Annotated in this window: 36 protein-coding genes; 27 read left to right on the plus strand and 9 right to left on the minus strand. The window is 45.0% G+C overall.

Going from position 1 to position 20,534, the window contains the following annotated elements; translation table 11 throughout:
• The first annotated feature begins 15 nt into the window (after positions 1-15).
• From rplD to rplQ, 26 genes are all read left to right on the plus strand, one after another.
• Entirely contained in the window at positions 16-618 is a 603-nt protein-coding gene (gene rplD / locus AACU28_RS09270) for a 50S ribosomal protein L4 (protein ID WP_004736764.1), read from the plus strand.
• Positions 615-917: a 50S ribosomal protein L23 gene (gene rplW, locus AACU28_RS09275; RefSeq protein WP_004736765.1), complete on the plus strand. Its 303-nt coding sequence runs from the start codon at positions 615-617 to the stop codon at positions 915-917. The genes rplD and rplW overlap by 4 nt, the downstream gene beginning before the upstream one ends.
• Before the next feature lie 14 nt (positions 918-931).
• A complete protein-coding gene (rplB, locus tag AACU28_RS09280) occupies positions 932-1,756 on the plus strand; it encodes a 50S ribosomal protein L2 (RefSeq protein WP_017076297.1) in 825 nt (274 codons plus the stop codon).
• A 19-nt stretch (positions 1,757-1,775) separates the two neighbouring features.
• The gene (rpsS, locus tag AACU28_RS09285) at positions 1,776-2,054 is read left to right on the plus strand and encodes a 30S ribosomal protein S19 (protein WP_004736729.1); all 279 of its coding nucleotides are present in this window, start codon (positions 1,776-1,778) and stop codon (positions 2,052-2,054) included.
• A 10-nt stretch (positions 2,055-2,064) separates the two neighbouring features.
• On the plus strand, positions 2,065-2,397 hold the full coding sequence (rplV, locus tag AACU28_RS09290) for a 50S ribosomal protein L22 (RefSeq protein ID WP_004736732.1): 333 nt from the start codon (positions 2,065-2,067) through the stop codon (positions 2,395-2,397).
• A gap of 18 nt (positions 2,398-2,415) precedes the next feature.
• Positions 2,416-3,114, plus strand: coding sequence for a 30S ribosomal protein S3 (rpsC, locus tag AACU28_RS09295; protein ID WP_004736734.1), 699 nt, complete (start codon positions 2,416-2,418; stop codon positions 3,112-3,114).
• 11 nt (positions 3,115-3,125) lie between these two features.
• Positions 3,126-3,536, plus strand: a complete 411-nt coding sequence (rplP, locus tag AACU28_RS09300) for a 50S ribosomal protein L16 (protein WP_004736736.1) — start codon at positions 3,126-3,128, stop codon at positions 3,534-3,536.
• Entirely contained in the window at positions 3,536-3,727 is a 192-nt protein-coding gene (rpmC, locus tag AACU28_RS09305; RefSeq protein WP_004736737.1) for a 50S ribosomal protein L29, read from the plus strand. The genes rplP and rpmC overlap by 1 nt, the downstream gene beginning before the upstream one ends.
• Complete coding sequence (gene rpsQ, locus AACU28_RS09310) at positions 3,727-3,981, plus strand: 30S ribosomal protein S17 (protein ID WP_004736739.1); 255 nt, start codon at positions 3,727-3,729, stop codon at positions 3,979-3,981. The genes rpmC and rpsQ overlap by 1 nt, the downstream gene beginning before the upstream one ends.
• A 162-nt stretch (positions 3,982-4,143) precedes the next feature.
• On the plus strand, positions 4,144-4,515 hold the full coding sequence (gene rplN / locus AACU28_RS09315; protein WP_004736740.1) for a 50S ribosomal protein L14: 372 nt from the start codon (positions 4,144-4,146) through the stop codon (positions 4,513-4,515).
• Positions 4,516-4,526: 11 nt separating this feature from the next.
• Positions 4,527-4,844: a 50S ribosomal protein L24 gene (gene rplX / locus AACU28_RS09320; RefSeq protein ID WP_004736742.1), complete on the plus strand. Its 318-nt coding sequence runs from the start codon at positions 4,527-4,529 to the stop codon at positions 4,842-4,844.
• 24 nt (positions 4,845-4,868) lie between these two features.
• Positions 4,869-5,408, plus strand: coding sequence for a 50S ribosomal protein L5 (rplE, locus tag AACU28_RS09325; protein ID WP_004736744.1), 540 nt, complete (start codon positions 4,869-4,871; stop codon positions 5,406-5,408).
• A 16-nt stretch (positions 5,409-5,424) separates the two neighbouring features.
• The gene (rpsN, locus tag AACU28_RS09330; protein ID WP_004736747.1) at positions 5,425-5,730 is read left to right on the plus strand and encodes a 30S ribosomal protein S14; all 306 of its coding nucleotides are present in this window, start codon (positions 5,425-5,427) and stop codon (positions 5,728-5,730) included.
• Between the two features lie 29 nt (positions 5,731-5,759).
• The gene (rpsH, locus tag AACU28_RS09335) at positions 5,760-6,152 is read left to right on the plus strand and encodes a 30S ribosomal protein S8 (RefSeq protein WP_004736749.1); all 393 of its coding nucleotides are present in this window, start codon (positions 5,760-5,762) and stop codon (positions 6,150-6,152) included.
• A gap of 10 nt (positions 6,153-6,162) precedes the next feature.
• Positions 6,163-6,696, plus strand: a complete 534-nt coding sequence (gene rplF, locus AACU28_RS09340) for a 50S ribosomal protein L6 (RefSeq protein ID WP_004736750.1) — start codon at positions 6,163-6,165, stop codon at positions 6,694-6,696.
• A gap of 9 nt (positions 6,697-6,705) precedes the next feature.
• Entirely contained in the window at positions 6,706-7,059 is a 354-nt protein-coding gene (gene rplR / locus AACU28_RS09345) for a 50S ribosomal protein L18 (RefSeq protein ID WP_004736752.1), read from the plus strand.
• A 14-nt stretch (positions 7,060-7,073) separates the two neighbouring features.
• Positions 7,074-7,574: a 30S ribosomal protein S5 gene (gene rpsE, locus AACU28_RS09350; RefSeq protein WP_004736754.1), complete on the plus strand. Its 501-nt coding sequence runs from the start codon at positions 7,074-7,076 to the stop codon at positions 7,572-7,574.
• 7 nt (positions 7,575-7,581) lie between these two features.
• A complete protein-coding gene (rpmD, locus tag AACU28_RS09355; RefSeq protein WP_004736756.1) occupies positions 7,582-7,758 on the plus strand; it encodes a 50S ribosomal protein L30 in 177 nt (58 codons plus the stop codon).
• A gap of 5 nt (positions 7,759-7,763) precedes the next feature.
• Positions 7,764-8,198: a 50S ribosomal protein L15 gene (gene rplO, locus AACU28_RS09360; protein WP_004736758.1), complete on the plus strand. Its 435-nt coding sequence runs from the start codon at positions 7,764-7,766 to the stop codon at positions 8,196-8,198.
• A gap of 20 nt (positions 8,199-8,218) precedes the next feature.
• A complete protein-coding gene (gene secY / locus AACU28_RS09365) occupies positions 8,219-9,553 on the plus strand; it encodes a preprotein translocase subunit SecY (protein ID WP_004736759.1) in 1,335 nt (444 codons plus the stop codon).
• A 41-nt stretch (positions 9,554-9,594) separates the two neighbouring features.
• Positions 9,595-9,708 carry a 50S ribosomal protein L36 gene (gene rpmJ, locus AACU28_RS09370; protein ID WP_000868186.1) on the plus strand — a complete coding sequence of 38 codons (114 nt, stop codon included), beginning with the start codon at positions 9,595-9,597 and terminating at the stop codon, positions 9,706-9,708.
• Between the two features lie 149 nt (positions 9,709-9,857).
• The gene (gene rpsM / locus AACU28_RS09375; RefSeq protein ID WP_004738779.1) at positions 9,858-10,214 is read left to right on the plus strand and encodes a 30S ribosomal protein S13; all 357 of its coding nucleotides are present in this window, start codon (positions 9,858-9,860) and stop codon (positions 10,212-10,214) included.
• Between the two features lie 19 nt (positions 10,215-10,233).
• Positions 10,234-10,623, plus strand: a complete 390-nt coding sequence (gene rpsK, locus AACU28_RS09380) for a 30S ribosomal protein S11 (protein WP_004738778.1) — start codon at positions 10,234-10,236, stop codon at positions 10,621-10,623.
• A 31-nt stretch (positions 10,624-10,654) separates the two neighbouring features.
• Positions 10,655-11,275, plus strand: coding sequence for a 30S ribosomal protein S4 (gene rpsD / locus AACU28_RS09385; protein ID WP_004729814.1), 621 nt, complete (start codon positions 10,655-10,657; stop codon positions 11,273-11,275).
• Positions 11,276-11,297: 22 nt separating this feature from the next.
• Complete coding sequence (locus AACU28_RS09390) at positions 11,298-12,290, plus strand: DNA-directed RNA polymerase subunit alpha (protein WP_004729813.1); 993 nt, start codon at positions 11,298-11,300, stop codon at positions 12,288-12,290.
• 24 nt (positions 12,291-12,314) lie between these two features.
• Positions 12,315-12,695: a 50S ribosomal protein L17 gene (rplQ, locus tag AACU28_RS09395; protein WP_004729812.1), complete on the plus strand. Its 381-nt coding sequence runs from the start codon at positions 12,315-12,317 to the stop codon at positions 12,693-12,695.
• A 318-nt stretch (positions 12,696-13,013) separates the two neighbouring features.
• On the opposite strand, the gene AACU28_RS09400 is transcribed toward rplQ, so the two are convergent.
• The gene (locus AACU28_RS09400; RefSeq protein WP_121602831.1) at positions 13,014-13,508 is read right to left on the minus strand and encodes a DUF2780 domain-containing protein; all 495 of its coding nucleotides are present in this window, start codon (positions 13,506-13,508) and stop codon (positions 13,014-13,016) included.
• A gap of 134 nt (positions 13,509-13,642) precedes the next feature.
• Positions 13,643-14,263, minus strand: coding sequence for an FKBP-type peptidyl-prolyl cis-trans isomerase (locus AACU28_RS09405; protein ID WP_121602832.1), 621 nt, complete (start codon positions 14,261-14,263; stop codon positions 13,643-13,645).
• 213 nt (positions 14,264-14,476) lie between these two features.
• On the opposite strand from AACU28_RS09405, the gene AACU28_RS09410 reads away from it, so the two are divergent.
• Positions 14,477-15,061, plus strand: a complete 585-nt coding sequence (locus tag AACU28_RS09410; protein ID WP_061023552.1) for a LysM-like peptidoglycan-binding domain-containing protein — start codon at positions 14,477-14,479, stop codon at positions 15,059-15,061.
• Positions 15,062-15,120: 59 nt separating this feature from the next.
• On the opposite strand, the gene AACU28_RS09415 is transcribed toward AACU28_RS09410, so the two are convergent.
• The 7 genes from AACU28_RS09415 to AACU28_RS09445 form a co-directional block, all read right to left on the minus strand.
• Positions 15,121-15,969, minus strand: a complete 849-nt coding sequence (locus tag AACU28_RS09415; RefSeq protein ID WP_061023550.1) for a DMT family transporter — start codon at positions 15,967-15,969, stop codon at positions 15,121-15,123.
• On the minus strand, positions 15,969-16,421 hold the full coding sequence (locus AACU28_RS09420) for a GNAT family N-acetyltransferase (RefSeq protein ID WP_004735261.1): 453 nt from the start codon (positions 16,419-16,421) through the stop codon (positions 15,969-15,971). Before AACU28_RS09420 ends, AACU28_RS09415 begins: the two co-directional genes overlap by 1 nt.
• A 57-nt stretch (positions 16,422-16,478) precedes the next feature.
• Positions 16,479-17,045, minus strand: coding sequence for a Crp/Fnr family transcriptional regulator (locus AACU28_RS09425; protein ID WP_004735262.1), 567 nt, complete (start codon positions 17,043-17,045; stop codon positions 16,479-16,481).
• A gap of 71 nt (positions 17,046-17,116) precedes the next feature.
• On the minus strand, positions 17,117-18,871 hold the full coding sequence (locus tag AACU28_RS09430) for a lysophospholipid acyltransferase family protein (RefSeq protein ID WP_121602833.1): 1,755 nt from the start codon (positions 18,869-18,871) through the stop codon (positions 17,117-17,119).
• Between the two features lie 12 nt (positions 18,872-18,883).
• Positions 18,884-19,327 (minus strand): hypothetical protein, encoded by a 444-nt coding sequence (locus tag AACU28_RS09435; protein WP_004735264.1) that lies wholly within the window; start codon positions 19,325-19,327, stop codon positions 18,884-18,886.
• Positions 19,328-19,337: 10 nt separating this feature from the next.
• Entirely contained in the window at positions 19,338-19,775 is a 438-nt protein-coding gene (locus AACU28_RS09440) for a YHS domain-containing (seleno)protein (RefSeq protein ID WP_017083771.1), read from the minus strand.
• A 9-nt stretch (positions 19,776-19,784) separates the two neighbouring features.
• The gene (locus tag AACU28_RS09445) at positions 19,785-20,534 is read right to left on the minus strand and encodes an NRDE family protein (protein ID WP_121602834.1); all 750 of its coding nucleotides are present in this window, start codon (positions 20,532-20,534) and stop codon (positions 19,785-19,787) included.

A 20,534-nucleotide genomic window follows, 5' to 3' on the forward strand; every position in this document is an offset into this window, starting at 1 on the left:
GTCTAGGAGTAAGTAATGGAATTGATGGTTAAAGGTGCTGATGCACTAACTGTTTCCGAGACTACTTTCGGACGTGACTTTAACGAAGCTCTAGTACACCAAGTAGTTGTTGCATATGCAGCAGGTGCTCGTCAAGGTACTCGTGCTCAAAAGACTCGTTCTGAAGTATCAGGCGGCGGTGCTAAGCCATGGCGCCAAAAAGGTACTGGCCGTGCACGTGCTGGTACAATTCGTAGCCCAATCTGGCGTACAGGTGGTGTTACTTTTGCTGCGAAACCACAAGATCACAGCCAAAAAGTAAACAAAAAAATGTACCGCGGTGCTATGAAGAGCATTCTGTCTGAGTTGATTCGTCAAGAGCGTCTAATCGTTGTTGATAACTTCTCTGTAGAAGCACCAAAAACAAAAGAACTTGTAGCTAAGCTTAAAGAGCTTGAGCTAAACGACGTTCTGATTGTGACTGGCGAAGTAGATGAAAATCTATTCTTAGCTGCTCGTAACCTATACAAAGTAGATGCACGTGATGTTGCTGGTGTTGATCCAGTATCACTAATCGCTTTCGACAAGGTTCTGATGACTGCTGACGCAGTTAAGCAAGTTGAGGAGATGCTAGCATGATCACTGAAGAGCGTATCTTAAAAGTTCTACGTGCTCCGCACATCTCTGAAAAAGCAACTATGGCAGCTGAGAAAGCGAACACTATCGTTTTCAAAGTAGCTAAAGATGCAACTAAGAAAGAGATCAAAGCAGCTGTAGAAAAGCTATTTGAAGTTGAAGTTAAGTCTGTAAATACTCTTGTATTAAAGGGTAAGACCAAACGTCAAGGTATGCGTGAAGGCCGTCGTTCAGACGTTAAGAAAGCCTACGTTACTTTGAAAGAAGGTCAAGATCTTGACTTCGTTGGCGGCGCGGAATAACAGGAGTAGTAAAAATGGCTATTGTTAAATGTAAGCCGACTTCCCCTGGTCGTCGTCACGTCGTTAAAGTTGTTAACGCTGACCTGCACAAGGGTAAGCCATACGCACCACTTTTAGAGAAAAACTCTAAGAACGGTGGTCGTAACAACAACGGTCGTATTACAGTACGTCACATCGGTGGTGGTCATAAACACCATTACCGTCTGATTGACTTCAAACGTACTAAAGATGGCATCCCAGCGAAAGTTGAGCGTCTAGAATACGATCCAAACCGTAGTGCTAACATCGCTCTAGTTCTGTACGCAGACGGTGAGCGTCGTTACATCATTGCACCTAAAGGTGTTAACGCAGGCGACCAGATTCAATCTGGCGTAGATGCTGCAATCAAAGCAGGTAACACTCTGCCGATGCGCAACATCCCAGTAGGTTCTACTGTACACTGTGTTGAACTTAAGCCTGGTAAAGGTGCACAACTAGCTCGTTCGGCTGGTGCTTATGCTCAAATCATCGCTCGCGATGGTGCATACGTAACTATCCGTCTACGTTCTGGTGAAATGCGCAAAGTACTTTCTGAAGGTCGTGCAACGATCGGTGAAGTTGGTAACTCTGAGCATATGCTACGTGAACTTGGTAAAGCTGGTGCTTCACGCTGGCGCGGCGTACGTCCAACCGTACGTGGTGTAGTAATGAACCCGGTGGATCACCCACATGGTGGTGGTGAAGGCCGCACATCTGGTGGTCGTCACCCAGTATCTCCTTGGGGCGTTCCTACTAAGGGCTTCAAGACTCGTAAGAATAAGCGCACTGACAAGTACATCGTACGTCGTCGCACTAAATAATTTATAAAGAGGAATCGCCATGCCACGTTCTCTCAAGAAAGGTCCTTTTATTGACCTACACTTGCTGAAGAAGGTAGAGAAAGCGGTGGAAAGCGGAGACAAAAAGCCTATTAAGACTTGGTCCCGTCGCTCAATGATCATCCCAACAATGATTGGTTTGACCATCGCTGTCCATAATGGTCGTCAGCACGTCCCTGTTTTCGTTACCGAAGAAATGATCGGTCACAAACTAGGCGAATTTGCACCAACTCGTACTTATCGCGGTCATGCTGCAGATAAGAAAGCTAAGAAGAAATAAGGAGTAGATGATGGAAGCTTTAGCTAAACATAACTTTGCTCGTATTTCTCCACAGAAAGCTCGCTTAGTTGCAGACCAAATTCGCGGTAAGTCGGTAGACCAGGCTCTAGAAATTCTAACTTTCAGCAACAAAAAAGCTGCTGTTTTAGTTAAGAAAGTTCTTGAGTCAGCTATCGCTAACGCGGAACATAACGAAGGTGCAGATATCGACGATCTAAATGTCGCTAAAATCTTCGTAGATGAGGGCCCTATCATGAAGCGTATTATGCCTCGTGCTAAAGGCCGTGCGGATCGTATCTTGAAGCGTTCAAGCCACATCACTATTGTTGTAGCAGATCGCTAAAGACTAGGAGAGTAAGCAATGGGTCAGAAAGTACATCCTAATGGTATTCGTCTTGGCATCGTCAAGCCTTGGAATGCTACATGGTTTGCTAATACCAACGAATTCGCTGACAACCTAGACGGCGACTTCAAGGTACGTCAGTTCCTTACCAAGGAACTACAAAAAGCATCATTATCTCGTATCGTTATCGAGCGTCCAGCGAAGAGCATCCGTGTGACTATTCACACAGCTCGTCCTGGCGTTGTTATCGGTAAGAAAGGTGAAGACGTAGAGAAGCTACGCGCAGCTGTAGCTAAAATCGCAGGTGTACCAGCGCAAATTAACATCGCTGAAGTACGTAAGCCTGAGCTAGATGGTCAGCTTGTAGCTGATAGCATCGCGTCTCAACTAGAGCGTCGTGTTATGTTCCGTCGTGCAATGAAGCGTGCGGTACAAAATGCTATGCGTCTAGGCGCTAAAGGCATCAAAGTACAAGTAGGCGGCCGTCTTGGCGGTGCTGAAATCGCACGTTCAGAGTGGTACCGTGAAGGCCGTGTGCCTCTACACACTCTACGTGCAGACATTGATTACGCAACTTCTTCGGCTCACACTCAATACGGTGTGATCGGCATTAAAGTTTGGATCTTCAAAGGTGAGATTCTAGGCGGTATGCCAGCTGCTAACGCAGTAGAGCCAAAAGGCGATAAGCCTAAGAAGCAGCGTAAAGGCCGTAAGTAAGGAGTCGAACGATGCTACAACCAAAACGTACTAAGTTCCGCAAGGTTATGACTGGTCGTAACCGTGGTCTAGCTAAAGGTACTGAAGTAAGCTTCGGCGAATTCGGTCTTAAAGCTGTTGGCCGTGGTCGTCTGACTGCACGTCAAATCGAAGCGGCACGTCGTGCTATGACACGTCACATTAAGCGTCAAGGTCAAATCTGGATCCGTGTTTTCCCAGACAAACCAATTACTGAAAAGCCTCTTGAAGTTCGTCAAGGTAAAGGTAAAGGTTCAGTTGCGTACTGGGTTGCTCAAATCCAACCAGGCAAAGTTATGTACGAGATGAATGGCGTACCTGAAGAGTTGGCACGTGAAGCGTTCCGCCTAGCGGCGCGTAAACTGCCTGTTAAAACTACTTTTGTAACTAAGCAGGTGATGTGATGAAAGCACAAGATCTACGCGAAAAGAACGTTGAAGAGCTTAACGCTGAGCTATTGAATTTGCTACGTGAACAGTTCAACTTGCGCATGCAAGCTGCAACTGGTCAACTTCAGCAAACTCATACTCTAAAAGCTGTACGCCGTGACATCGCACGTGTGAAAACTGTTTTGACTGAAAAGGCAGGCGCATAATGAGCGAAACTAACCGCATCCAGCAAGGCCGTGTAGTAAGTGACAAGATGGACAAGTCTATCGTTGTTGCTATTGAACGTACTGTAAAACACCCAATTTACGGTAAGTTCATCAAACGCACGACTAAAGTACACGCACACGACGAAGACAACACTTGTGGCCTAGGCGACAAAGTTGAAATCGCTGAGTGTCGTCCTCTGTCTAAGACTAAGTCTTGGACATTGGTTAAAGTTCTAGAAAAAGCGAAGATTTAATCTTTGTAATTCTATAACTTATAAGCGGCTCCAAATTATTTTTTGGAGCCGCTTGTTTTTTGTCTACCCAATTTAAAAAAAGGGTGGTACAATTCGCGTCCCTTTTAAAGAGGCAGCCCGACCCGAGAGGGTCTAGTTTTAATATTTAGCGGAGCACTAACAATGATCCAGATGCAAAGTACACTTGACGCAGCAGATAACTCTGGCGCGCGCAAGGTAATGTGTATTAAGGTTCTGGGTGGCTCTCACCGCCGTTATGCACATATCGGTGACGTCATCAAGGTTACAGTGAAGGAAGCGATTCCTCGCGGTAAAGTAAAGAAAGGTGATGTTCTGAAGGCGGTAGTAGTGCGCACCCGTAAAGGCGTTCGTCGCCCAGACGGTTCTGTCATTCGCTTCGACAGTAATGCTTGTGTATTGTTAAATGACACTACTGAGCAACCAGTCGGCACACGTATCTTTGGTCCTGTGACTCGTGAACTTCGTAACGCGAAATTCATGAAGATTGTATCACTTGCACCTGAAGTTCTGTAAGGAGCGGCAACATGGCAGCTAAAATCCGTCGTAACGACGAAGTAATCATTCTTGCTGGTAAAGATAAAGGCAAGAAAGGTAAAGTAACTAAGGTTCTGACAACTGGTAAAGTTGTTGTTGAAGGCATCAATCTTGTTAAAAAACACCAAAAGCCAGTTCCGGCTCTAGGTCAACAAGGTGGCATCGTTGAACAAGAAGCAGCTATTGATGCTTCTAACGTTGCAGTCTTTAACGCGGCTACTGGTAAAGCAGACCGTATCGGTTTCCGTATCGAAGATGGCAAGAAAGTTCGTTTCTTCAAATCTAACGGCGAAACTGTTTCTAACTAATTAGAAGTAATTTGGAGTTCTACTATGGCGAAACTGCATGATTACTACAAGTCGTCTGTAGTCGCTGAGCTTACCAAAGAGTTCAGCTACACAAGCGTCATGCAAGTCCCTAGGATTGAGAAAATCACCCTAAACATGGGCGTTGGTGAAGCAATCAACGATAAGAAACTGCTAGAAAACGCAGCATCTGATATGGCAACGATCTCTGGTCAAAAGCCACTTATCACGAAAGCGCGTAAATCTGTAGCTGGTTTCAAAATTCGTGAAGGCTACCCAATTGGTTGTAAAGTAACCTTGCGTGGTGAGCGCATGTGGGAATTTTTAGAGCGTTTAATCTCTATCGCACTTCCACGTGTACGTGATTTCCGTGGTGTTAGCGCTAAGTCTTTTGACGGACGCGGTAACTACAGCATGGGCGTTCGCGAGCAAATCATCTTTCCGGAAATCGACTACGATAAAGTCGATCGTGTCCGCGGTCTTGATATTACTATCACGACATCTGCGGGATCCGATGAGGAAGGCCGAGCTCTGCTGGCTGCCTTTAACTTCCCATTCCGTAAGTAAGGGTAGGGTTACTGTTATGGCTAAACAATCAATGAAAGCACGTGAAGCTAAACGTGCAAAACTAGTAGTTAAGTTCGCTGAAAAGCGTTCTGCGCTAAAAGTTATCATTAGCGATGTAAACGCATCTGAAGAAGATCGTTGGAATGCGGTTCTTAAACTGCAATCTCTTCCACGTGATTCAAGTGCATCACGTCAGCGCAACCGTTGCAACCAAACTGGTCGTCCACACGGTTACCTACGTAAATTCGGTCTAAGCCGCATTAAGGTTCGTGAAGCTTGCATGAAAGGCGAGATTCCGGGTCTTCGTAAGGCTAGCTGGTAATTGCCACTTAATCATTTGGAGTAAATCTTATGAGCATGCAAGATCCGATTTCGGATATGCTGACCCGAGTTCGTAACGGTCAGGCAGCAAATAAAGTTGCTGTAAAAATGCCTTCTTCAAAGCTTAAAGTTGCAATTGCTGCATTACTTAAAGCTGAAGGTTACATCGTAGACTTCGCTGTTGACAGCGAAGTAAAACCTGAGCTAGAAGTTACTCTTAAGTACTTCCAAGCTAAACCTGTAATCGAGCAAATCAAGCGTGTATCACGTCCTGGTCTAAGAGTTTATAAAAATAAAGACTCTTTACCTACAGTGATGGGTGGTCTTGGTATTGCAGTTGTTTCTACTTCCAAGGGTCTGATGTCTGACCGTGCTGCTCGCAAAGCAGGTCTTGGCGGTGAAATCATCTGTTACGTAGCTTAAGGAGTAGATTATGTCTCGTGTTGCTAAAGCACCTGTCGCTATTCCAGCTGGCGTAGAGGTGAAACTAAACGGCCAAGAAGTTACTGTAAAAGGTAGCAAAGGTGAGCTTACTCGCGTTCTTAACAGCGCCGTAGTTATTGCACAGGAAGAAAACAACCTAACTTTCGGTCCGAAAGAAGGTGTTACTAACGCATGGGCACAGGCTGGTACAGCTCGCGCTCTAGTTAATAACATGGTTGTGGGTGTTACTCAGGGCTTCGTTAAGAAGTTAACTCTTAAAGGTGTTGGTTACCGTGCTGCTATCAAAGGCAACTCTGTAGGTCTAACACTAGGCTTTTCTCACCCAGTAGAGCACGCTCTACCTGAAGGTATTAAAGCTGAGTGCCCTAGCCAAACTGAGATCATTATTACTGGTTGCGATAAGCAAGTAGTAGGTCAAGTTGCGGCTGACATTCGTTCTTACCGTGCTCCTGAACCTTATAAAGGTAAAGGTGTTCGTTACGCAGATGAAAATGTGCGTACTAAAGAAGCTAAGAAGAAGTAAGGTATCACTATGGATAAGAAAGCATCTCGCATCCGTCGTGCTACACGTGCACGTCGTAAGATTGCAGAACTTGGCGCAACTCGCTTGGTAGTACACCGTACTCCTCGCCATGTTTACGCTCAAGTTATCTCGGCAAACGGCTCTGAGGTTATCGCAGCTGCTTCTACTGTAGAAAAAGCGATCCGTGAGCAAGTTAAGAACACTAGTAACGTTGATGCAGCTAAAGCAGTTGGTAAAGCTGTTGCTGAGCGCGCTCTTGAAAAAGGCGTAGCTACAGTTGCATTTGATCGTTCTGGTTTCCAATACCACGGTCGAGTAGCGGCGCTAGCAGATTCTGCTCGCGAAGCTGGTCTGAAATTCTAAGGTAGGGTTGGAAGATGGCTAAAGAACAACAACAAGCTAATGATTTGCAAGAAAAGCTGATCGCTGTTAACCGTGTATCTAAGACGGTTAAAGGTGGTCGAATCATGAGCTTCACTGCACTAACAGTAGTTGGTGACGGTAATGGTCGTGTAGGTTTCGGTTACGGCAAAGCTCGTGAAGTACCTGCTGCGATTCAAAAAGCAATGGAAAAAGCGCGTCGTAACATGGTTACTGTTGCGCTTAACGAAGGCACTCTTCACCACCCGGTGAAAGGTCGTCATTCGGGCTCTAAAGTTTACATGCAGCCAGCTGCTGAAGGTACAGGTGTTATTGCCGGTGGTGCAATGCGTGCCGTACTTGAAGTTGCAGGCGTACATAACGTACTTTCTAAAGCATACGGTTCAACGAACCCAATCAACGTTGTTCGCGCAACGATTGGTGCTCTAGTAGACGTTAAGTCACCAGAAATGGTTGCTGCTAAACGTGGTCTAACTGTTGAATCTATTTCGGAGTAAGAACACGATGGCAACTATTAAAGTAACTCAAACTAAAAGCTCAATTGGTCGCCTACCTAAGCACAAAGCGTGCCTTAAAGGTCTAGGTCTTCGTCGCATCAACCATACAGTAGAACTTGAAGATACACCGTGCGTACGCGGTATGATCAACAAGGTTTACTACATGGTTAAGATTGAGGAGTAATCAGAATGCGTTTGAATACTCTATCACCGGCTGCTGGCTCTAAACCTTCTAAGAAGCGTGTAGGTCGTGGTATCGGTTCTGGCCTTGGTAAAACAGGTGGCCGCGGTCACAAAGGTCAAAAGTCACGTTCTGGCGGCTCTGTTCGTCCAGGTTTTGAAGGCGGTCAAATGCCTCTAAAACAACGTCTACCTAAATTCGGTTTCACTTCTCGTAAGAGCCTAGTGTCTGCTGAAGTTCGTCTAGCTGAGCTAGCGAAAGTAACAGGTGACGTAGTTGATCTTAACAGTCTTAAAGCTGCTAACGTTATCACTAAGAACATCGAGTTTGTTAAGATCGTTCTTTCTGGTGACCTAAGCAAAGCTGTGACTGTTAAAGGTCTACGCGTGACTAAAGGCGCTAAAGCTGCAATCGAAGCTGCAGGCGGTAAAATCGAGGAATAATCTCGAGGAACGAGGTACAGATGGCTAAGAAACCAGGAAAAGATTTTCGTAGTGCTCAGAGCGGCTTAAGTGAACTAAAGTCGCGCTTATTATTCGTAATTGGTGCACTTTTAGTATTCCGAGCCGGCTCTTTTGTGCCGATCCCTGGTATTGACGCAGCTGTACTTGCCGATTTGTTCGATCAGCAAAAAGGTACCATCGTAGAAATGTTTAACATGTTCTCCGGTGGTGCTCTTGAGCGTGCATCTATATTAGCATTGGGTATCATGCCGTACATTTCGGCATCGATCGTAGTCCAATTGCTAACTGTAGTTCATCCAGCGTTAGCGGAACTCAAGAAAGAGGGTGAAGCAGGCCGTCGTAAGATAAGCCAATATACACGCTACGGCACGCTTGTACTTGCAACATTCCAAGCTATTGGTATCGCAACAGGCTTACCAAACATGGTCGACAATCTGGTTGTTATCAACCAAACCATGTTTACGCTTATTGCTACCGTGAGTTTAGTAACTGGTACCATGTTTTTGATGTGGTTAGGTGAACAAATCACTGAGCGAGGAATCGGTAATGGTATTTCCATTCTGATTTTTGCAGGTATTGTTGCTGGATTGCCTTCTGCAATCGGTCAAACAATCGAGCAAGCGCGTCAAGGTGAATTGCATGTGCTTCTTCTGTTGTTTATCGCGGTATTGTCTTTTGCTGTAATTTACTTCGTAGTTTTCATGGAGCGTGGTCAACGTCGTATCGTCGTTAACTATGCGAAACGTCAACAAGGTCGTAAAGTTTTTGCAGCACAAAGTTCTCACTTGCCACTTAAGATTAATATGGCAGGTGTTATACCAGCGATTTTTGCATCAAGTATTATTTTGTTCCCAGGAACATTAGCGCAGTGGTTTGGTCAAAATGGTGAAAGCAGCGCGTTCGGTTGGTTAACTGACGTGTCATTAGCTCTTAGCCCAGGTCAACCCTTGTATGTAATGCTTTATGCAGCAGCTATAATCTTCTTCTGTTTCTTCTATACAGCGTTGGTGTTTAACCCACGTGAAACAGCTGATAACTTGAAGAAGTCTGGTGCATTCGTACCCGGTATCCGCCCAGGTGAGCAGACAGCGAAATATATCGATAAAGTGATGACTAGACTAACCCTTGCGGGCGCTCTATACATTACTTTTATATGTCTGATTCCTGAGTTCATGATGGTCGCGTGGAACGTTCGTTTCTACTTTGGCGGCACTTCCCTACTAATCGTAGTGGTTGTTATCATGGATTTCATGGCACAGGTACAGACTCATCTGATGTCACAACAGTATGATTCTGTGTTAAAGAAAGCGAATCTGAAAGGTTACGGCCGTTAATTCGGTAGTAATTATTTCGATTCCATTTACGGAGTTTAGCAATGAAAGTTCGTGCTTCCGTTAAAAAAATCTGCCGTAACTGTAAAGTTATCAAGCGTAACGGTGTCGTTCGCGTGATTTGCAGTGAGCCAAAGCATAAGCAACGCCAAGGCTAATCAGCAGAAATTTTTACTTGAAATACTAGGTAGAGTCGAGTATATTCCTCGGCCTACCTTTTGCGTGCAAAAGAAGTAGTATGCCGCAGCGTATCCATAACGGGCTTTGCTGCGGATAATTCTTTTATGAACCCCCTTAGGAGTGAATAATGGCCCGTATAGCCGGCATTAACATTCCTGATCATAAGCATTCTGTAATTGCACTTACTGCAATCTACGGTATTGGTAAAACTCGCTCTCAAGCTATTCTAGCTGAAGTGGGTATTGCTGAAGATGCTAAGATCAGTGAACTAACTGAAGAGCAGATCGATCAACTGCGTGATGGTGTAGCTAAATACACTGTAGAAGGTGATCTACGTCGTGAAGTATCGATGAACATCAAGCGTCTTATGGACCTTGGCTGTTACCGCGGTCTTCGTCATCGTCGCAGTCTACCACTACGTGGACAGCGTACTAAAACCAACGCTCGCACCCGTAAGGGTCCGCGCAAGCCGATCAAGAAATAGTCGGATAAGGTAGAGTACAATGGCAAAACAACCAACTCGCGCGCGTAAGCGCGTACGCAAGCAAGTAGCTGATGGCGTAGCGCACATTCATGCTTCTTTCAACAACACAATCGTAACTATCACTGACCGCCAAGGCAACGCTCTTGCATGGGCTACAGCAGGTGGTTCAGGTTTCCGTGGTTCTCGTAAATCTACTCCGTTCGCAGCACAAGTTGCAGCTGAGCGTTGTGGTGAAATGGCTAAAGAATATGGCCTAAAGAACTTGGAAGTTATGGTTAAGGGTCCAGGTCCAGGTCGCGAATCTACTGTTCGTGCACTGAACGCTGCTGGTTTCCGTATCACTAACATTGTTGATGCGACACCAATCCCTCATAACGGTTGTCGTCCACCTAAGAAACGTCGCGTTTAAGTTTCGTTTCTAGGAATATTGGAGAAAGATCATGGCAAGATATTTGGGTCCTAAGCTGAAGCTTAGCCGTCGCGAAGGTACTGACTTATTCCTTAAGTCTGGTGTCCGTGCGATCGATACCAAGTGTAAAATTGATAACGCACCAGGTGTACACGGCGCTCGTCGCGGTCGTCTATCTGAGTATGGCGTTCAGCTTCGTGAGAAGCAAAAAGTTCGTCGTATCTACGGCGTTCTAGAAAAACAATTCCGCAACTACTACAAAGAAGCTGCACGTCTTAAAGGCAACACAGGTGCAAACCTGCTTCAGCTTCTTGAAGGTCGTCTTGATAACGTAGTTTACCGTATGGGCTTTGGCGCTACTCGTGCTGAATCTCGTCAACTAGTTAGCCACAAGTCTGTTCTAGTTAACGGTAAAGTTGTAAACGTTCCTTCTTTCAAAGTAGCGGCTAACGACGTTGTTTCTATCCGCGAGAAAGCTAAACAGCAATCTCGTATTAAAGCGGCTCTAGAAGTTGCTGAACAACGTGAAAAGCCAACTTGGATTGAAGTAGATGCTAGCAAAATGGAAGGTACATTCAAGCGTATGCCTGAGCGTTCTGACCTATCAGCTGACATCAATGAACACTTGATCGTCGAACTTTACTCTAAGTAAGGTTAAAAAAAGAGAGGACACAATGCAGGGTTCTGTAACAGAATTTCTTAAGCCGCGTCTTGTTGACATTGAACAGATCAATACGACACACGCGAAAGTAACTCTTGAGCCATTAGAGCGCGGTTTCGGCCACACTCTAGGTAATGCTCTTCGCCGCATTCTTCTATCTTCTATGCCGGGTTGTGCCGTAACAGAAGTTGAAATTGAAGGTGTGCTACACGAATACAGCACTAAAGAAGGCGTTCAGGAAGATATCCTGGAAATCCTTCTAAACCTTAAAGGTTTAGCTGTACGCGTTGCTGAAGGCAAAGATGAAGTGTTTATTACACTGAACAAATCAGGCTCAGGCCCTGTTGTTGCAGGTGACATCACCCACGATGGTGATGTAGAGATCGCTAACCCTGAGCACGTAATTTGTCACCTAACGGATGACAATGCTGAGATCGCTATGCGTATCAAAGTAGAACGTGGTCGTGGTTACGTTCCAGCTTCAGCTCGTATCCATACTGAAGAAGATGAGCGTCCTATCGGTCGTCTATTAGTTGACGCTACTTACAGCCCGGTTGATAAAATCGCCTATGCTGTAGAAGCGGCACGTGTAGAACAACGTACTGATTTAGACAAGCTTGTTATCGATATGGAAACGAACGGTACTCTAGAACCTGAGGAAGCAATCCGTCGTGCAGCTACTATTTTAGCTGAACAACTGGATGCGTTCGTAGATCTTCGTGATGTACGTGTACCTGAGGAGAAGGAAGAGAAGCCAGAATTCGATCCTATCCTACTACGTCCTGTAGACGATCTTGAACTAACAGTTCGCTCTGCTAACTGTTTGAAAGCAGAAGCGATTCACTACATCGGTGATCTTGTACAGCGCACTGAGGTTGAGCTACTTAAAACGCCAAACCTTGGTAAGAAATCTCTTACAGAGATTAAAGATGTGCTTGCTTCACGTGGTCTTTCTCTAGGCATGCGCCTAGAAAACTGGCCACCAGCGTCAATCGCTGAAGATTAATCGAAAAGTTAGAAGGATTAGGTCATGCGCCATCGTAAAAGTGGTCGTCAACTCAACCGCAACAGCAGTCATCGCAAAGCGATGTTCAGCAACATGGCTAGCTCTCTTGTTCGTCACGAAGTTATTAAAACTACCGTGCCTAAAGCAAAAGAACTACGTCGCGTAATTGAGCCATTGATTACCCTAGCTAAGACAGACAGTGTTGCTAACCGTCGTCTTGCATTTGCTCGCACTCGTGATAACGAAGTTGTGGCAAAACTATTTAATGAACTAGGCCCGCGTTTCGCGGCTCGCCAAGGTGGTTACACTCGCATTCTTAAATGTGGTTTCCGTACTGGTGATAAAGCTCCAATGGCTTACATTGAGCTTGTAGACCGCCCAGCTGCTGAAGAAGCTGCTGAGTAATCTATACTAGATTCTTAATACAAAAAGCCGAGCATTAGCTCGGCTTTTTTTGTTTCTATTGAATTGAAAAATTGCACCACGATATTTGGCATTTTTACTTGCCTGCTCTGCTCTATTTTTTAAAAATATCTCGTATCTCGTATCTCGTATCTCGTATCTCGTATCTCGTATCTCGTATCTCGTATCTCGTATCTCGTATCTCGTATCTCGTATCTCAAATATCTTTTCTTCCACGCACAAAAAAGAGCACCGAAGTGCCCTTACAATATTCTTCAACTAATCGCTAATCGCTAATCGCTAATCGCTAATCGCGATGGCCTACTGCCAAATAGCGGCAAGTGAATCCATAAGGCCACTCGTTGCACCTTGTGATTGAAGTGCTTGAAGAATGATTGGTGCAAATGTTGTAACCATTGACGAATCCATACCTAATCCAGCAAACGCACTTTCAACAGCACCTTGTGAGCTTAGAACTGATGATAAGCCAGTTGATTCAAGTGAAGACATTCCAGGAATGAGTGATGCGAGTTCTTTATTGTCCGCAGTGCCAAGCGAATTTTGTGCAAGTGCTAGCATTGAACCGATACCGCCAATCGCTTGATCGTTGGTAACAGATGCTTGATCAGCAACGGTATCAGCAAGTGGTGTTGTTTCGTTTTGTTGAGACCACATATTTACAGCTGCCATTAGTGCAGTTTGTGATAGTTGGGAATAGTTGGTATCTGATGATGAACTGGTTTGTTCAGAGTCGCTAGTGCTAGCGCAAGAGACTACAGCAAGGCTGCTGAGCATAGTGATGAGTATTTTCTTCATTATTCTTCCTTAAGTAATAAAGTAATCGACCTATTCACTATAAACGAAAAACGGCGATGTAGTCACATCGCCGTTGGATTATTTTAATTTTATTTGCCTATAGTATTTTGTTTTACTAAAGGTTTTTATAAAAATTAAAGGATAGATAGAAGTTCTACTTCAAACACTAGAGCTGCAAATGGTGGAATTGCAGCACCTGCGCCGCGCTCACCGTATGCTAGATCTTGAGGGATGTATAGCTTCCACTTAGAGCCAACAGGCATCATTTGTAGAGCTTGTACCCAACCTTGAATTACGCCAGTTACTGGGAATTCAGCAGGTTGACCGCGAGATACAGAACTGTCGAAAACAGTACCGTCAGTTAGTTCACCGTGGTAGTGAACACGTACTTGCTTGTCTGCAGTAGGGATTTCGCCAGTACCTTCAGTTAGTACTTCGTACTGAAGACCAGACTCAAGAACTGTTACTTCTGAACGAAGAGCGTTGTCAGTTAGGAAAGCTTCGCCGTCAGCAGCAGCTGCTTTAGCTAGTTCTTGACGTGCAGCTTCACCACGAGTGTGTAGCTCTTGTAGTGCGTTGTTGATTTCGTCAACTTCGATAGCTGGCATGTCACCAACTAGAGCTGTTGCGATACCAGCAGCGATTGCGTCAACGTTTAGGCCTTCAAGACCAGAACCAGCAAGTTGTTGGCCCATTTGTAGACCGATACCGTAGCTAGCTTTTTGCTCTACAGTTTCAAATTTTACTTCAGACATGAAAAGTCACTCTTTTTGTCAGTACTAAAAGGGTAAGAATACCAGTATTAGCAGCCTGAATAAACGGCTAGCCCCTGATCACTTACGCTTTAACGTGTCCAAATCACAGCTATGTCAATTTTCTTGCTTTGGTCTCTGTTGTAGCGGAAAGATCTATACTGTTGGTACTTTGGTTTTTATACTGTAGTTATTCAATGTATAGGACGCAGTGGCATGAATCGTCGTCAAAAGAAAAAACAGAAAGTAGACCACTTAGCAGAGTTCAAGGATCGACTGAATCAGGTCAAAGAGAAATTAAGCTCGATCGATATCAAGAAAATGAAAACCTCAACCGTGCAGGCTTGGGGATCATTGCCGAAATTACACCAGAGATTATTGATGGTGATTTCGCCGATCGTATTGATCTTACTTTTTGCGCCGCTACCAGAACCTAAAGTAGACGCAGCCCCAGCAACATCGCGCGTTGAGCTTGAGATAAACACGGTTGGCTTAAGCGAACAGCAAAATGCCAAGAGCAGTTCATCAGAACCGAGTAATAACAACTGGCAGGAGTATCTTGTAAAGCAAGGGGATACGTTAGCGCAGGTTTTTCGAAATAACGACTTACCGTTGTCTGACTTGAACGCGCTAGTGCGTATTGAAGGGGCAGACAAACCACTTAGTCAGATTCGTAAAGGCCAGCTAGTTCGATTCAAACTCGCCGAGACCGGGCAACTAGACATTCTTCAGCTAGAAAAAGGCAACACTTCGGTGATGTTTTTCCGATTGTCTGACGGTGGCTTTGGCCGTAGTAAGTAGCTCAATACTGAGCCTGCGTTAAAGCGTTTCGTCAGATACAGATAGTCGATAGAAAAGAGCTAACGATTAGCTCTTTTTTTTGGTCGCTTGAAAGGTGCAAGCGGTAAGATGATGAGCATAATTCCGATAAAGGTTAACGTATCTGGAATCTCATCAAACCATATAGCGCCTATTATGGCGACAAACACTAAGCCTGAGTATTCAGCCAAGGCAATTTGACTTGAGTGTGCTTTTTGGTAGGCAGCGACCGCAAGCCCGTTGTAGCTTAAGATTAGCGTCGCACTTAATGCTATGTATCCCAAATGCTCCACAGATACCGGTTGCCAGTATAAGAAGCACAGTATCAATGATGCTGGAATAGAAAATAACGTTGTCCACCACAGCGTAGTGACCACCGTTTGCTCACTCGGAAGCTTTCTTACCAATACATTGAACAGTGCGAGCGTCAGCGCTGTGCCTAATGCAAACAATGCTGCCCAATGAAATTGCGATGGCCTTAAGACAATCAGTGCGCCAATGAAGCCGATAGTGGTTGCTATCACCTTACCCAGTGCGGGTTGCTCTTTGAGTAGAAATATCGATAAAGGCAGCATTAACAAGGGCGCGACGTAAAATACAGCGTTAGCGGTGGCCAAAGATAAATGGGTAATCGCGACGACCATACATCCGCTGCCGATTAGGATCAGTTGTCCTCGAATAAAGGTCACTTTAGCTTGTTGTAAGCGTCGTTGTTCTTTTTTCTGTTGTAGCCACAAAGGGGTGATGATTAGCAGAGATATCAACTGTCGGAAAAAAATATACTGAAGAGGCGGTACTTCGCCATTCAACAGTTTTACCGCTACGTCGGAAAGCGAGGCAAACAAGTTACCTGCAACCAACAATAGAATACCGACAGTGATATTCGTCATTACTTTTCAAATCTCATGTCTACATGCGGAATATCGTCTTCCAGATACATCTCAGAGATAGTTTCGAACCCGTGATTCGCATAGAAGTTTTCTAGGTGTTGTTGCGCGCCAATATCGATGGTCTTGCTCGGCCAAAGAGTCTCACAGCGTGTTAACGCTTCTTTGATCAATTGATGACCCAAGCCATCACCTCTTGCTGATTGCTTGGTCGCCACTCGGCCGATGCTGGTATTGTCGTAAGAAGTACCTGGTGGTAACAAACGGGCACACGCCACTAGCTCTGCATCAGCATAGCCAAGCAAGTGTTCAACACCTGCGAGTGTATCTTTACCATCGAGCTCTGGATAAGGGCAATTTTGCTCAACAACGAAAACATCGACTCGTAATTTAAGTAATTGATAAAGCTGTTGTGTTGAAAGTTCAGAGAAGGGAATTGAGTGCCAAGTGATCATGTTTACATCCAGAGATTATCGATGCTCTGAATGTACTATGTGCGATGATTGTTGGCATTAACTATTGTTAATTCGACCTTTAATTCTGCTCAGACTGATCGCGGTTATACCTAGGTAAGCCGCAATTTGATTGTCGTTCAAGCGCTGTTCAAGGTCGGGGTAATGTTCGCAGAACAGTTGGTAGCGTTGCTCTGGGGTATAAAGCAACATAAAGCGTTCTTTGTTTTCCTTGTGCATGAGCTGAGTTTCTAACAGCTTTAAATACAGAGGGTTATTTGATGCACGCCACTCAATAACCGCATTCATTGGCAGTTCTAACATTGTGATGGGTGTGAGCGTTTCTAGTAGATAAGGGGACGCTTGGTTCTTTATCAAACTCTCAAAGCCGATGATCCAGTCTTGTTCCCAGTAGAATTCTTTGCTGTATTGCTTACCGTCATTAGTGAGATAACAAGCGTGGCATAAGCCTTCAAGTACAAAGTAGATCGAACTCGCCATCTCACCTTGATTGATCAGGATGTGTCGGGTTGGTAGCTCAAGCGGCTTCGCGACAGCTAATAGAGATTCAATCTGACTCTCAGAGAAGTCAAAGCTTTGTAGTTGTTCGATAAAAGAGGTGTGCATGAAAATAACCTAACCCAAATAAGTGCCGAAATCATCGCACTTATTTGGGGAGAGGTACAGAGCAGGCTAAATCAACGTCGAGCGTGCTGTTCTAGATAATCTTGAGCGAGGTCTCTGCCCATGTATTTGCCTAGGGTTTTCAATGGTACTTTCTTAAGATTAACCACAATCAAGCCATCCAAGGCATCATTAAACGATGGATCGACGTTAAAGCACACAAGTTTACCGTTCATCCCTAAGTATTGGCGTAGCAGTACCGGTAGGCCTTTCCCTTGCTCCATACGTGCTAACACTTTAGAGAGCAGAGGAACACTCGCCAATGACGATAGCAGGTGATTCTGCCAGAACACATTATTATTGGTATTGAGTGGTGAAGAAGGAGAAACCAAGTTCGCCTTTTGTTCATCGTAATGGTGTATGGATAGGGTAGTCGCAATCAACAGACGCGCATTGTGGCTGTAATCATTACTGATACTGACTGGGCCGAATAGGTGAGTGTATTGAGGATGACGATACACGAAGGCCGCGATACCTTTCCACAATAGTAATAGCGAGTTAAGGCTCTTCTGATAAGGCTTGCTCACTACAGAACGCCCAAGCTCGATACTGTTGTCTAAGGTATCGATGAATTCTTGATTGTAGTTAAACAGGCTACGAGAGTAGAGCTTATCAAGCCCGTGATCTGCGATGAGCTTGTCGACCATACCAAGCCGGTATGCACCCACTAATTCAGCCTTGGTTTTATTCCAAACAAACAGTTGGTGGTAGTAAAGGTCATACTCATCTAAATCACAGGCAAGCCCGCTGCCTTCTCCGACTTCTCGGAAACTCTCTTCTCTAACTCGACCAATTTCGCGCATTAAGTTAGGAATAGATTGGCTTGGCGTACAGTAGACTTCGAAGTCCCCTTGCTCAAGTAACTTCATCTCTTCAGGAAGAGAATCGACCTCTATTGCCAACACTTCTGGTGGAATAGGCGCAATCACTTGGGTGTCAAAAGAGGGCGCGTGGATTGGCGTATTCGGGCTATCTTGTTGACTCATTAGGTAGGTATTGAGTCGTAGGTAGTTGACGATATCCATCTCTTTTTCAAACGATTTGATCTCTGAATACGGAATCGAAGAGCCAATCGAGATAGAGATAGTCGTCGCCTGTTTATTAAGAAGTTCACGGCCAAGTAAAGCCGTTCTCAGTAGTGGGTGAACACGGCCCGCTTGGTAGAAAAGCTCACTGTTCTTGCCATTGATAAAGATAGGCACCGTGGTGGCTTGGTGACGCTTAACAAACTTTGCGACTGATTTGCTCCACTCGATGTCTGTTAGTGTCTTGGCCCCTTTACGGTAACTCGATACTTCGCCAGCAGGGAACACAATCAAGAGTCCACCGTCTGCTAAATGACGATTGGCATCTCGAATAGCCTTAGCATTGGTGCGTTTCGATTCTTTACTGTTAAAGACATCGACCCCGATGAAAAGATCATCCAGCTCAGGCAGTCGCTTGAGCAACTCATTGGCCAACACCTTCACATCCTTTCTTACCGATCCTACGAGATCAGCAAGGATCACGCCTTCAATCGCACCAAGCGGGTGGTTAGCCACAATGACTACTGGCCCTTGTTCAGGGATATTATCAGTGGCGCCTGCTGAAACGGAATAGTCGATATTTAATGCCGACAGGGTGTGATGCATGAATTCAAAGCTAGATAACTCATCAGGTCTATCTTGATAGAGCTTATCTAGCTTAGATAGCCCAGTTGCCCACTCGACAACAGACTCACCTAAACCAAAAGGCGTGTAACGTGGTAAACGAAAAGGACTATCAATCATAATGAAGCTACCTTATTGACTAAAGTTGTTTAGGAAACCGTCTTGATTCTTGAAATCTTTTACACTTAAAAATGCACCGCAAAGCCATACTAGGCATGCCATGCCAAACAGTAATCCGCCGTCATAACCGACAATTTCACCCGCTGCGTTAAACTCAGGCATTTGAATACCGAGCGGCGTAAACAGATGGAAAAATATCGCGCCACTCATAATCCCCACACTCATGATGGCACCCAGACCATGCCAACGAGTAAACAACAAAATGGCCGCAATCAATTCAGCGAACCCAATCAAGTAGCCGCCAAATGAACCGAACCAACTTAAGCCAGACCATGTCGCCAAGGTGCCAAAGATATGCTCAGTCTCGTATGAGCCTGTGAACTTAAAAAACAGCGACTGAACAAATACGAAAGCGATAAATGCCGCAGGAATATGTTTAGCTGGAGTGAATGTCATGGTTATTCCCTTATTTGATCAGTTGCGGCCAAACGGTGTCGGCTTTTTGAATATGCTGTGCTCGATCTTGTTCCCAACGCTGTTTAATCTCTTGGTCATAGTTGAGGTAAAGCTTGTTATCAACAATTGTCCATTGGTTCGGGTCACCGGGTGCAAAGTCACTTTTTGCTGAAACAGCCCAAGCGCAATAACCCCCATATTGAGGGGCATATTTTTCAGGATTATTAACAAATAAAGTCAGATTCTTTTCAGAAGAGAAATACCAGTCCGCGCCTTTGTACTCGGTGCTGAATTTGTTACTGCCTTCGATGGGCTTACCTGAAGTGAAATAAGCCACAGTGTCGTAGCCATCGAGCGCCTTACTGCTAAAGAACCCTGTGTAGATTTCATCGGCGGCAAATACGTATGGGCTAACAAGTAGCATGACCATGGTTAATAGTTTTCTCATGATGGACTCCTATAGATTGATTACGGGTGATAAATCGAAGGTAAAACGCTGTTGATTTATCTGGCATGGTTTAATGGGTTCACAAGGCGAGCCGGGCGCGTAAAACATAGAGGCTTGGCCGTGTAGATTACGTAAGTGTGTAAAGCTCACCGTATGTGCGTCTTCACGATGCATACAGGTCGCTAAATGAGGCTGTTCGCTATGATGGTGAGAGTGAAATTGAAGTAAGTTCTGCTGATTCTTTCCTGTTGTCATAAGCTGATCGTATTTTGCTTGTCGGTAGGCTTGCACTCGCTCTAAATCAACACCGGATGAGAAGAGTGGAGAATCGGTTTCGACTATTTTTTGTTGAATACCATCCCACATGTAGGCGATAACCAAACCATTGTTCTGAGTTAAATTTGGCGCAAAAGCTAACAAGGTAAACGGGGCAAAAGAGTGCAGGTCGAGCTGATGAAATGCTTCAGAGAGCTGACTGATGTTACGACTCGATGATAGATTCTTGAGTAGCAAACCACGGCTGACTAAAGGTCCAACAGGCACTATGCCTTGATAGTTATTGAGTAGGCATAGCGAAAGCCCGAACTCATTGATACTGATCCAGCTACCACCGCCAGTTGGGTCGAGTGGCATGATGATATCGACGCCGTTAACTCGATATTGTTTAGGTGGCATTGCCAGTGCTCGCGTCTTTTGTTCGTCACGGTTAAAAAAGACCTGATAACCATTTTCTTCAAGCAGCCAAGATACTGAACACAT

Origin of the sequence: Vibrio sp. SBT000027 (assembly GCF_963894355.1) — a bacterium.
In the GTDB taxonomy this organism is placed as follows: Bacteria; Pseudomonadota; Gammaproteobacteria; order Enterobacterales; family Vibrionaceae; genus Vibrio; species Vibrio splendidus.

What these genes read in the sequence shown, in the direction of transcription:
- rplE (WP_004736744.1), top strand. Translation starts at nt 4,869, where the DNA reads ATGGCGAAACTGCATGATTACTACAAGTCGTCTGTAGTCGCTGAGCTT.
- rplX (WP_004736742.1), top strand. Translation starts at nt 4,527, where the DNA reads ATGGCAGCTAAAATCCGTCGTAACGACGAAGTAATCATTCTTGCTGGT.
- AACU28_RS09440 (WP_017083771.1), bottom strand. Translation starts at nt 19,775, where the DNA reads ATGAGAAAACTATTAACCATGGTCATGCTACTTGTTAGCCCATACGTA.
- rplQ (WP_004729812.1), top strand. Translation starts at nt 12,315, where the DNA reads ATGCGCCATCGTAAAAGTGGTCGTCAACTCAACCGCAACAGCAGTCAT.
- rplB (WP_017076297.1), top strand. Translation starts at nt 932, where the DNA reads ATGGCTATTGTTAAATGTAAGCCGACTTCCCCTGGTCGTCGTCACGTC.
- AACU28_RS09430 (WP_121602833.1), bottom strand. Translation starts at nt 18,871, where the DNA reads ATGATTGATAGTCCTTTTCGTTTACCACGTTACACGCCTTTTGGTTTA.
- rpsN (WP_004736747.1), top strand. Translation starts at nt 5,425, where the DNA reads ATGGCTAAACAATCAATGAAAGCACGTGAAGCTAAACGTGCAAAACTA.
- AACU28_RS09435 (WP_004735264.1), bottom strand. Translation starts at nt 19,327, where the DNA reads ATGACATTCACTCCAGCTAAACATATTCCTGCGGCATTTATCGCTTTC.
- AACU28_RS09400 (WP_121602831.1), bottom strand. Translation starts at nt 13,508, where the DNA reads ATGAAGAAAATACTCATCACTATGCTCAGCAGCCTTGCTGTAGTCTCT.
- rplF (WP_004736750.1), top strand. Translation starts at nt 6,163, where the DNA reads ATGTCTCGTGTTGCTAAAGCACCTGTCGCTATTCCAGCTGGCGTAGAG.
- AACU28_RS09390 (WP_004729813.1), top strand. Translation starts at nt 11,298, where the DNA reads ATGCAGGGTTCTGTAACAGAATTTCTTAAGCCGCGTCTTGTTGACATT.
- rpsD (WP_004729814.1), top strand. Translation starts at nt 10,655, where the DNA reads ATGGCAAGATATTTGGGTCCTAAGCTGAAGCTTAGCCGTCGCGAAGGT.
- rpsQ (WP_004736739.1), top strand. Translation starts at nt 3,727, where the DNA reads ATGAGCGAAACTAACCGCATCCAGCAAGGCCGTGTAGTAAGTGACAAG.
- AACU28_RS09425 (WP_004735262.1), bottom strand. Translation starts at nt 17,045, where the DNA reads ATGCACACCTCTTTTATCGAACAACTACAAAGCTTTGACTTCTCTGAG.
- rpsE (WP_004736754.1), top strand. Translation starts at nt 7,074, where the DNA reads ATGGCTAAAGAACAACAACAAGCTAATGATTTGCAAGAAAAGCTGATC.
- rplD (WP_004736764.1), top strand. Translation starts at nt 16, where the DNA reads ATGGAATTGATGGTTAAAGGTGCTGATGCACTAACTGTTTCCGAGACT.
- rpmD (WP_004736756.1), top strand. Translation starts at nt 7,582, where the DNA reads ATGGCAACTATTAAAGTAACTCAAACTAAAAGCTCAATTGGTCGCCTA.
- rpsK (WP_004738778.1), top strand. Translation starts at nt 10,234, where the DNA reads ATGGCAAAACAACCAACTCGCGCGCGTAAGCGCGTACGCAAGCAAGTA.
- rplN (WP_004736740.1), top strand. Translation starts at nt 4,144, where the DNA reads ATGATCCAGATGCAAAGTACACTTGACGCAGCAGATAACTCTGGCGCG.
- AACU28_RS09405 (WP_121602832.1), bottom strand. Translation starts at nt 14,263, where the DNA reads ATGTCTGAAGTAAAATTTGAAACTGTAGAGCAAAAAGCTAGCTACGGT.
- rpsM (WP_004738779.1), top strand. Translation starts at nt 9,858, where the DNA reads ATGGCCCGTATAGCCGGCATTAACATTCCTGATCATAAGCATTCTGTA.
- rpsS (WP_004736729.1), top strand. Translation starts at nt 1,776, where the DNA reads ATGCCACGTTCTCTCAAGAAAGGTCCTTTTATTGACCTACACTTGCTG.
- rplO (WP_004736758.1), top strand. Translation starts at nt 7,764, where the DNA reads ATGCGTTTGAATACTCTATCACCGGCTGCTGGCTCTAAACCTTCTAAG.
- rplV (WP_004736732.1), top strand. Translation starts at nt 2,065, where the DNA reads ATGGAAGCTTTAGCTAAACATAACTTTGCTCGTATTTCTCCACAGAAA.
- rpsH (WP_004736749.1), top strand. Translation starts at nt 5,760, where the DNA reads ATGAGCATGCAAGATCCGATTTCGGATATGCTGACCCGAGTTCGTAAC.
- AACU28_RS09445 (WP_121602834.1), bottom strand. Translation starts at nt 20,534, where the DNA reads ATGTGTTCAGTATCTTGGCTGCTTGAAGAAAATGGTTATCAGGTCTTT.
- rplP (WP_004736736.1), top strand. Translation starts at nt 3,126, where the DNA reads ATGCTACAACCAAAACGTACTAAGTTCCGCAAGGTTATGACTGGTCGT.
- secY (WP_004736759.1), top strand. Translation starts at nt 8,219, where the DNA reads ATGGCTAAGAAACCAGGAAAAGATTTTCGTAGTGCTCAGAGCGGCTTA.
- rplR (WP_004736752.1), top strand. Translation starts at nt 6,706, where the DNA reads ATGGATAAGAAAGCATCTCGCATCCGTCGTGCTACACGTGCACGTCGT.
- AACU28_RS09415 (WP_061023550.1), bottom strand. Translation starts at nt 15,969, where the DNA reads ATGACGAATATCACTGTCGGTATTCTATTGTTGGTTGCAGGTAACTTG.
- AACU28_RS09420 (WP_004735261.1), bottom strand. Translation starts at nt 16,421, where the DNA reads ATGATCACTTGGCACTCAATTCCCTTCTCTGAACTTTCAACACAACAG.
- rpmC (WP_004736737.1), top strand. Translation starts at nt 3,536, where the DNA reads ATGAAAGCACAAGATCTACGCGAAAAGAACGTTGAAGAGCTTAACGCT.
- rpsC (WP_004736734.1), top strand. Translation starts at nt 2,416, where the DNA reads ATGGGTCAGAAAGTACATCCTAATGGTATTCGTCTTGGCATCGTCAAG.
- rplW (WP_004736765.1), top strand. Translation starts at nt 615, where the DNA reads ATGATCACTGAAGAGCGTATCTTAAAAGTTCTACGTGCTCCGCACATC.
- rpmJ (WP_000868186.1), top strand. Translation starts at nt 9,595, where the DNA reads ATGAAAGTTCGTGCTTCCGTTAAAAAAATCTGCCGTAACTGTAAAGTT.
- AACU28_RS09410 (WP_061023552.1), top strand. Translation starts at nt 14,477, where the DNA reads ATGAATCGTCGTCAAAAGAAAAAACAGAAAGTAGACCACTTAGCAGAG.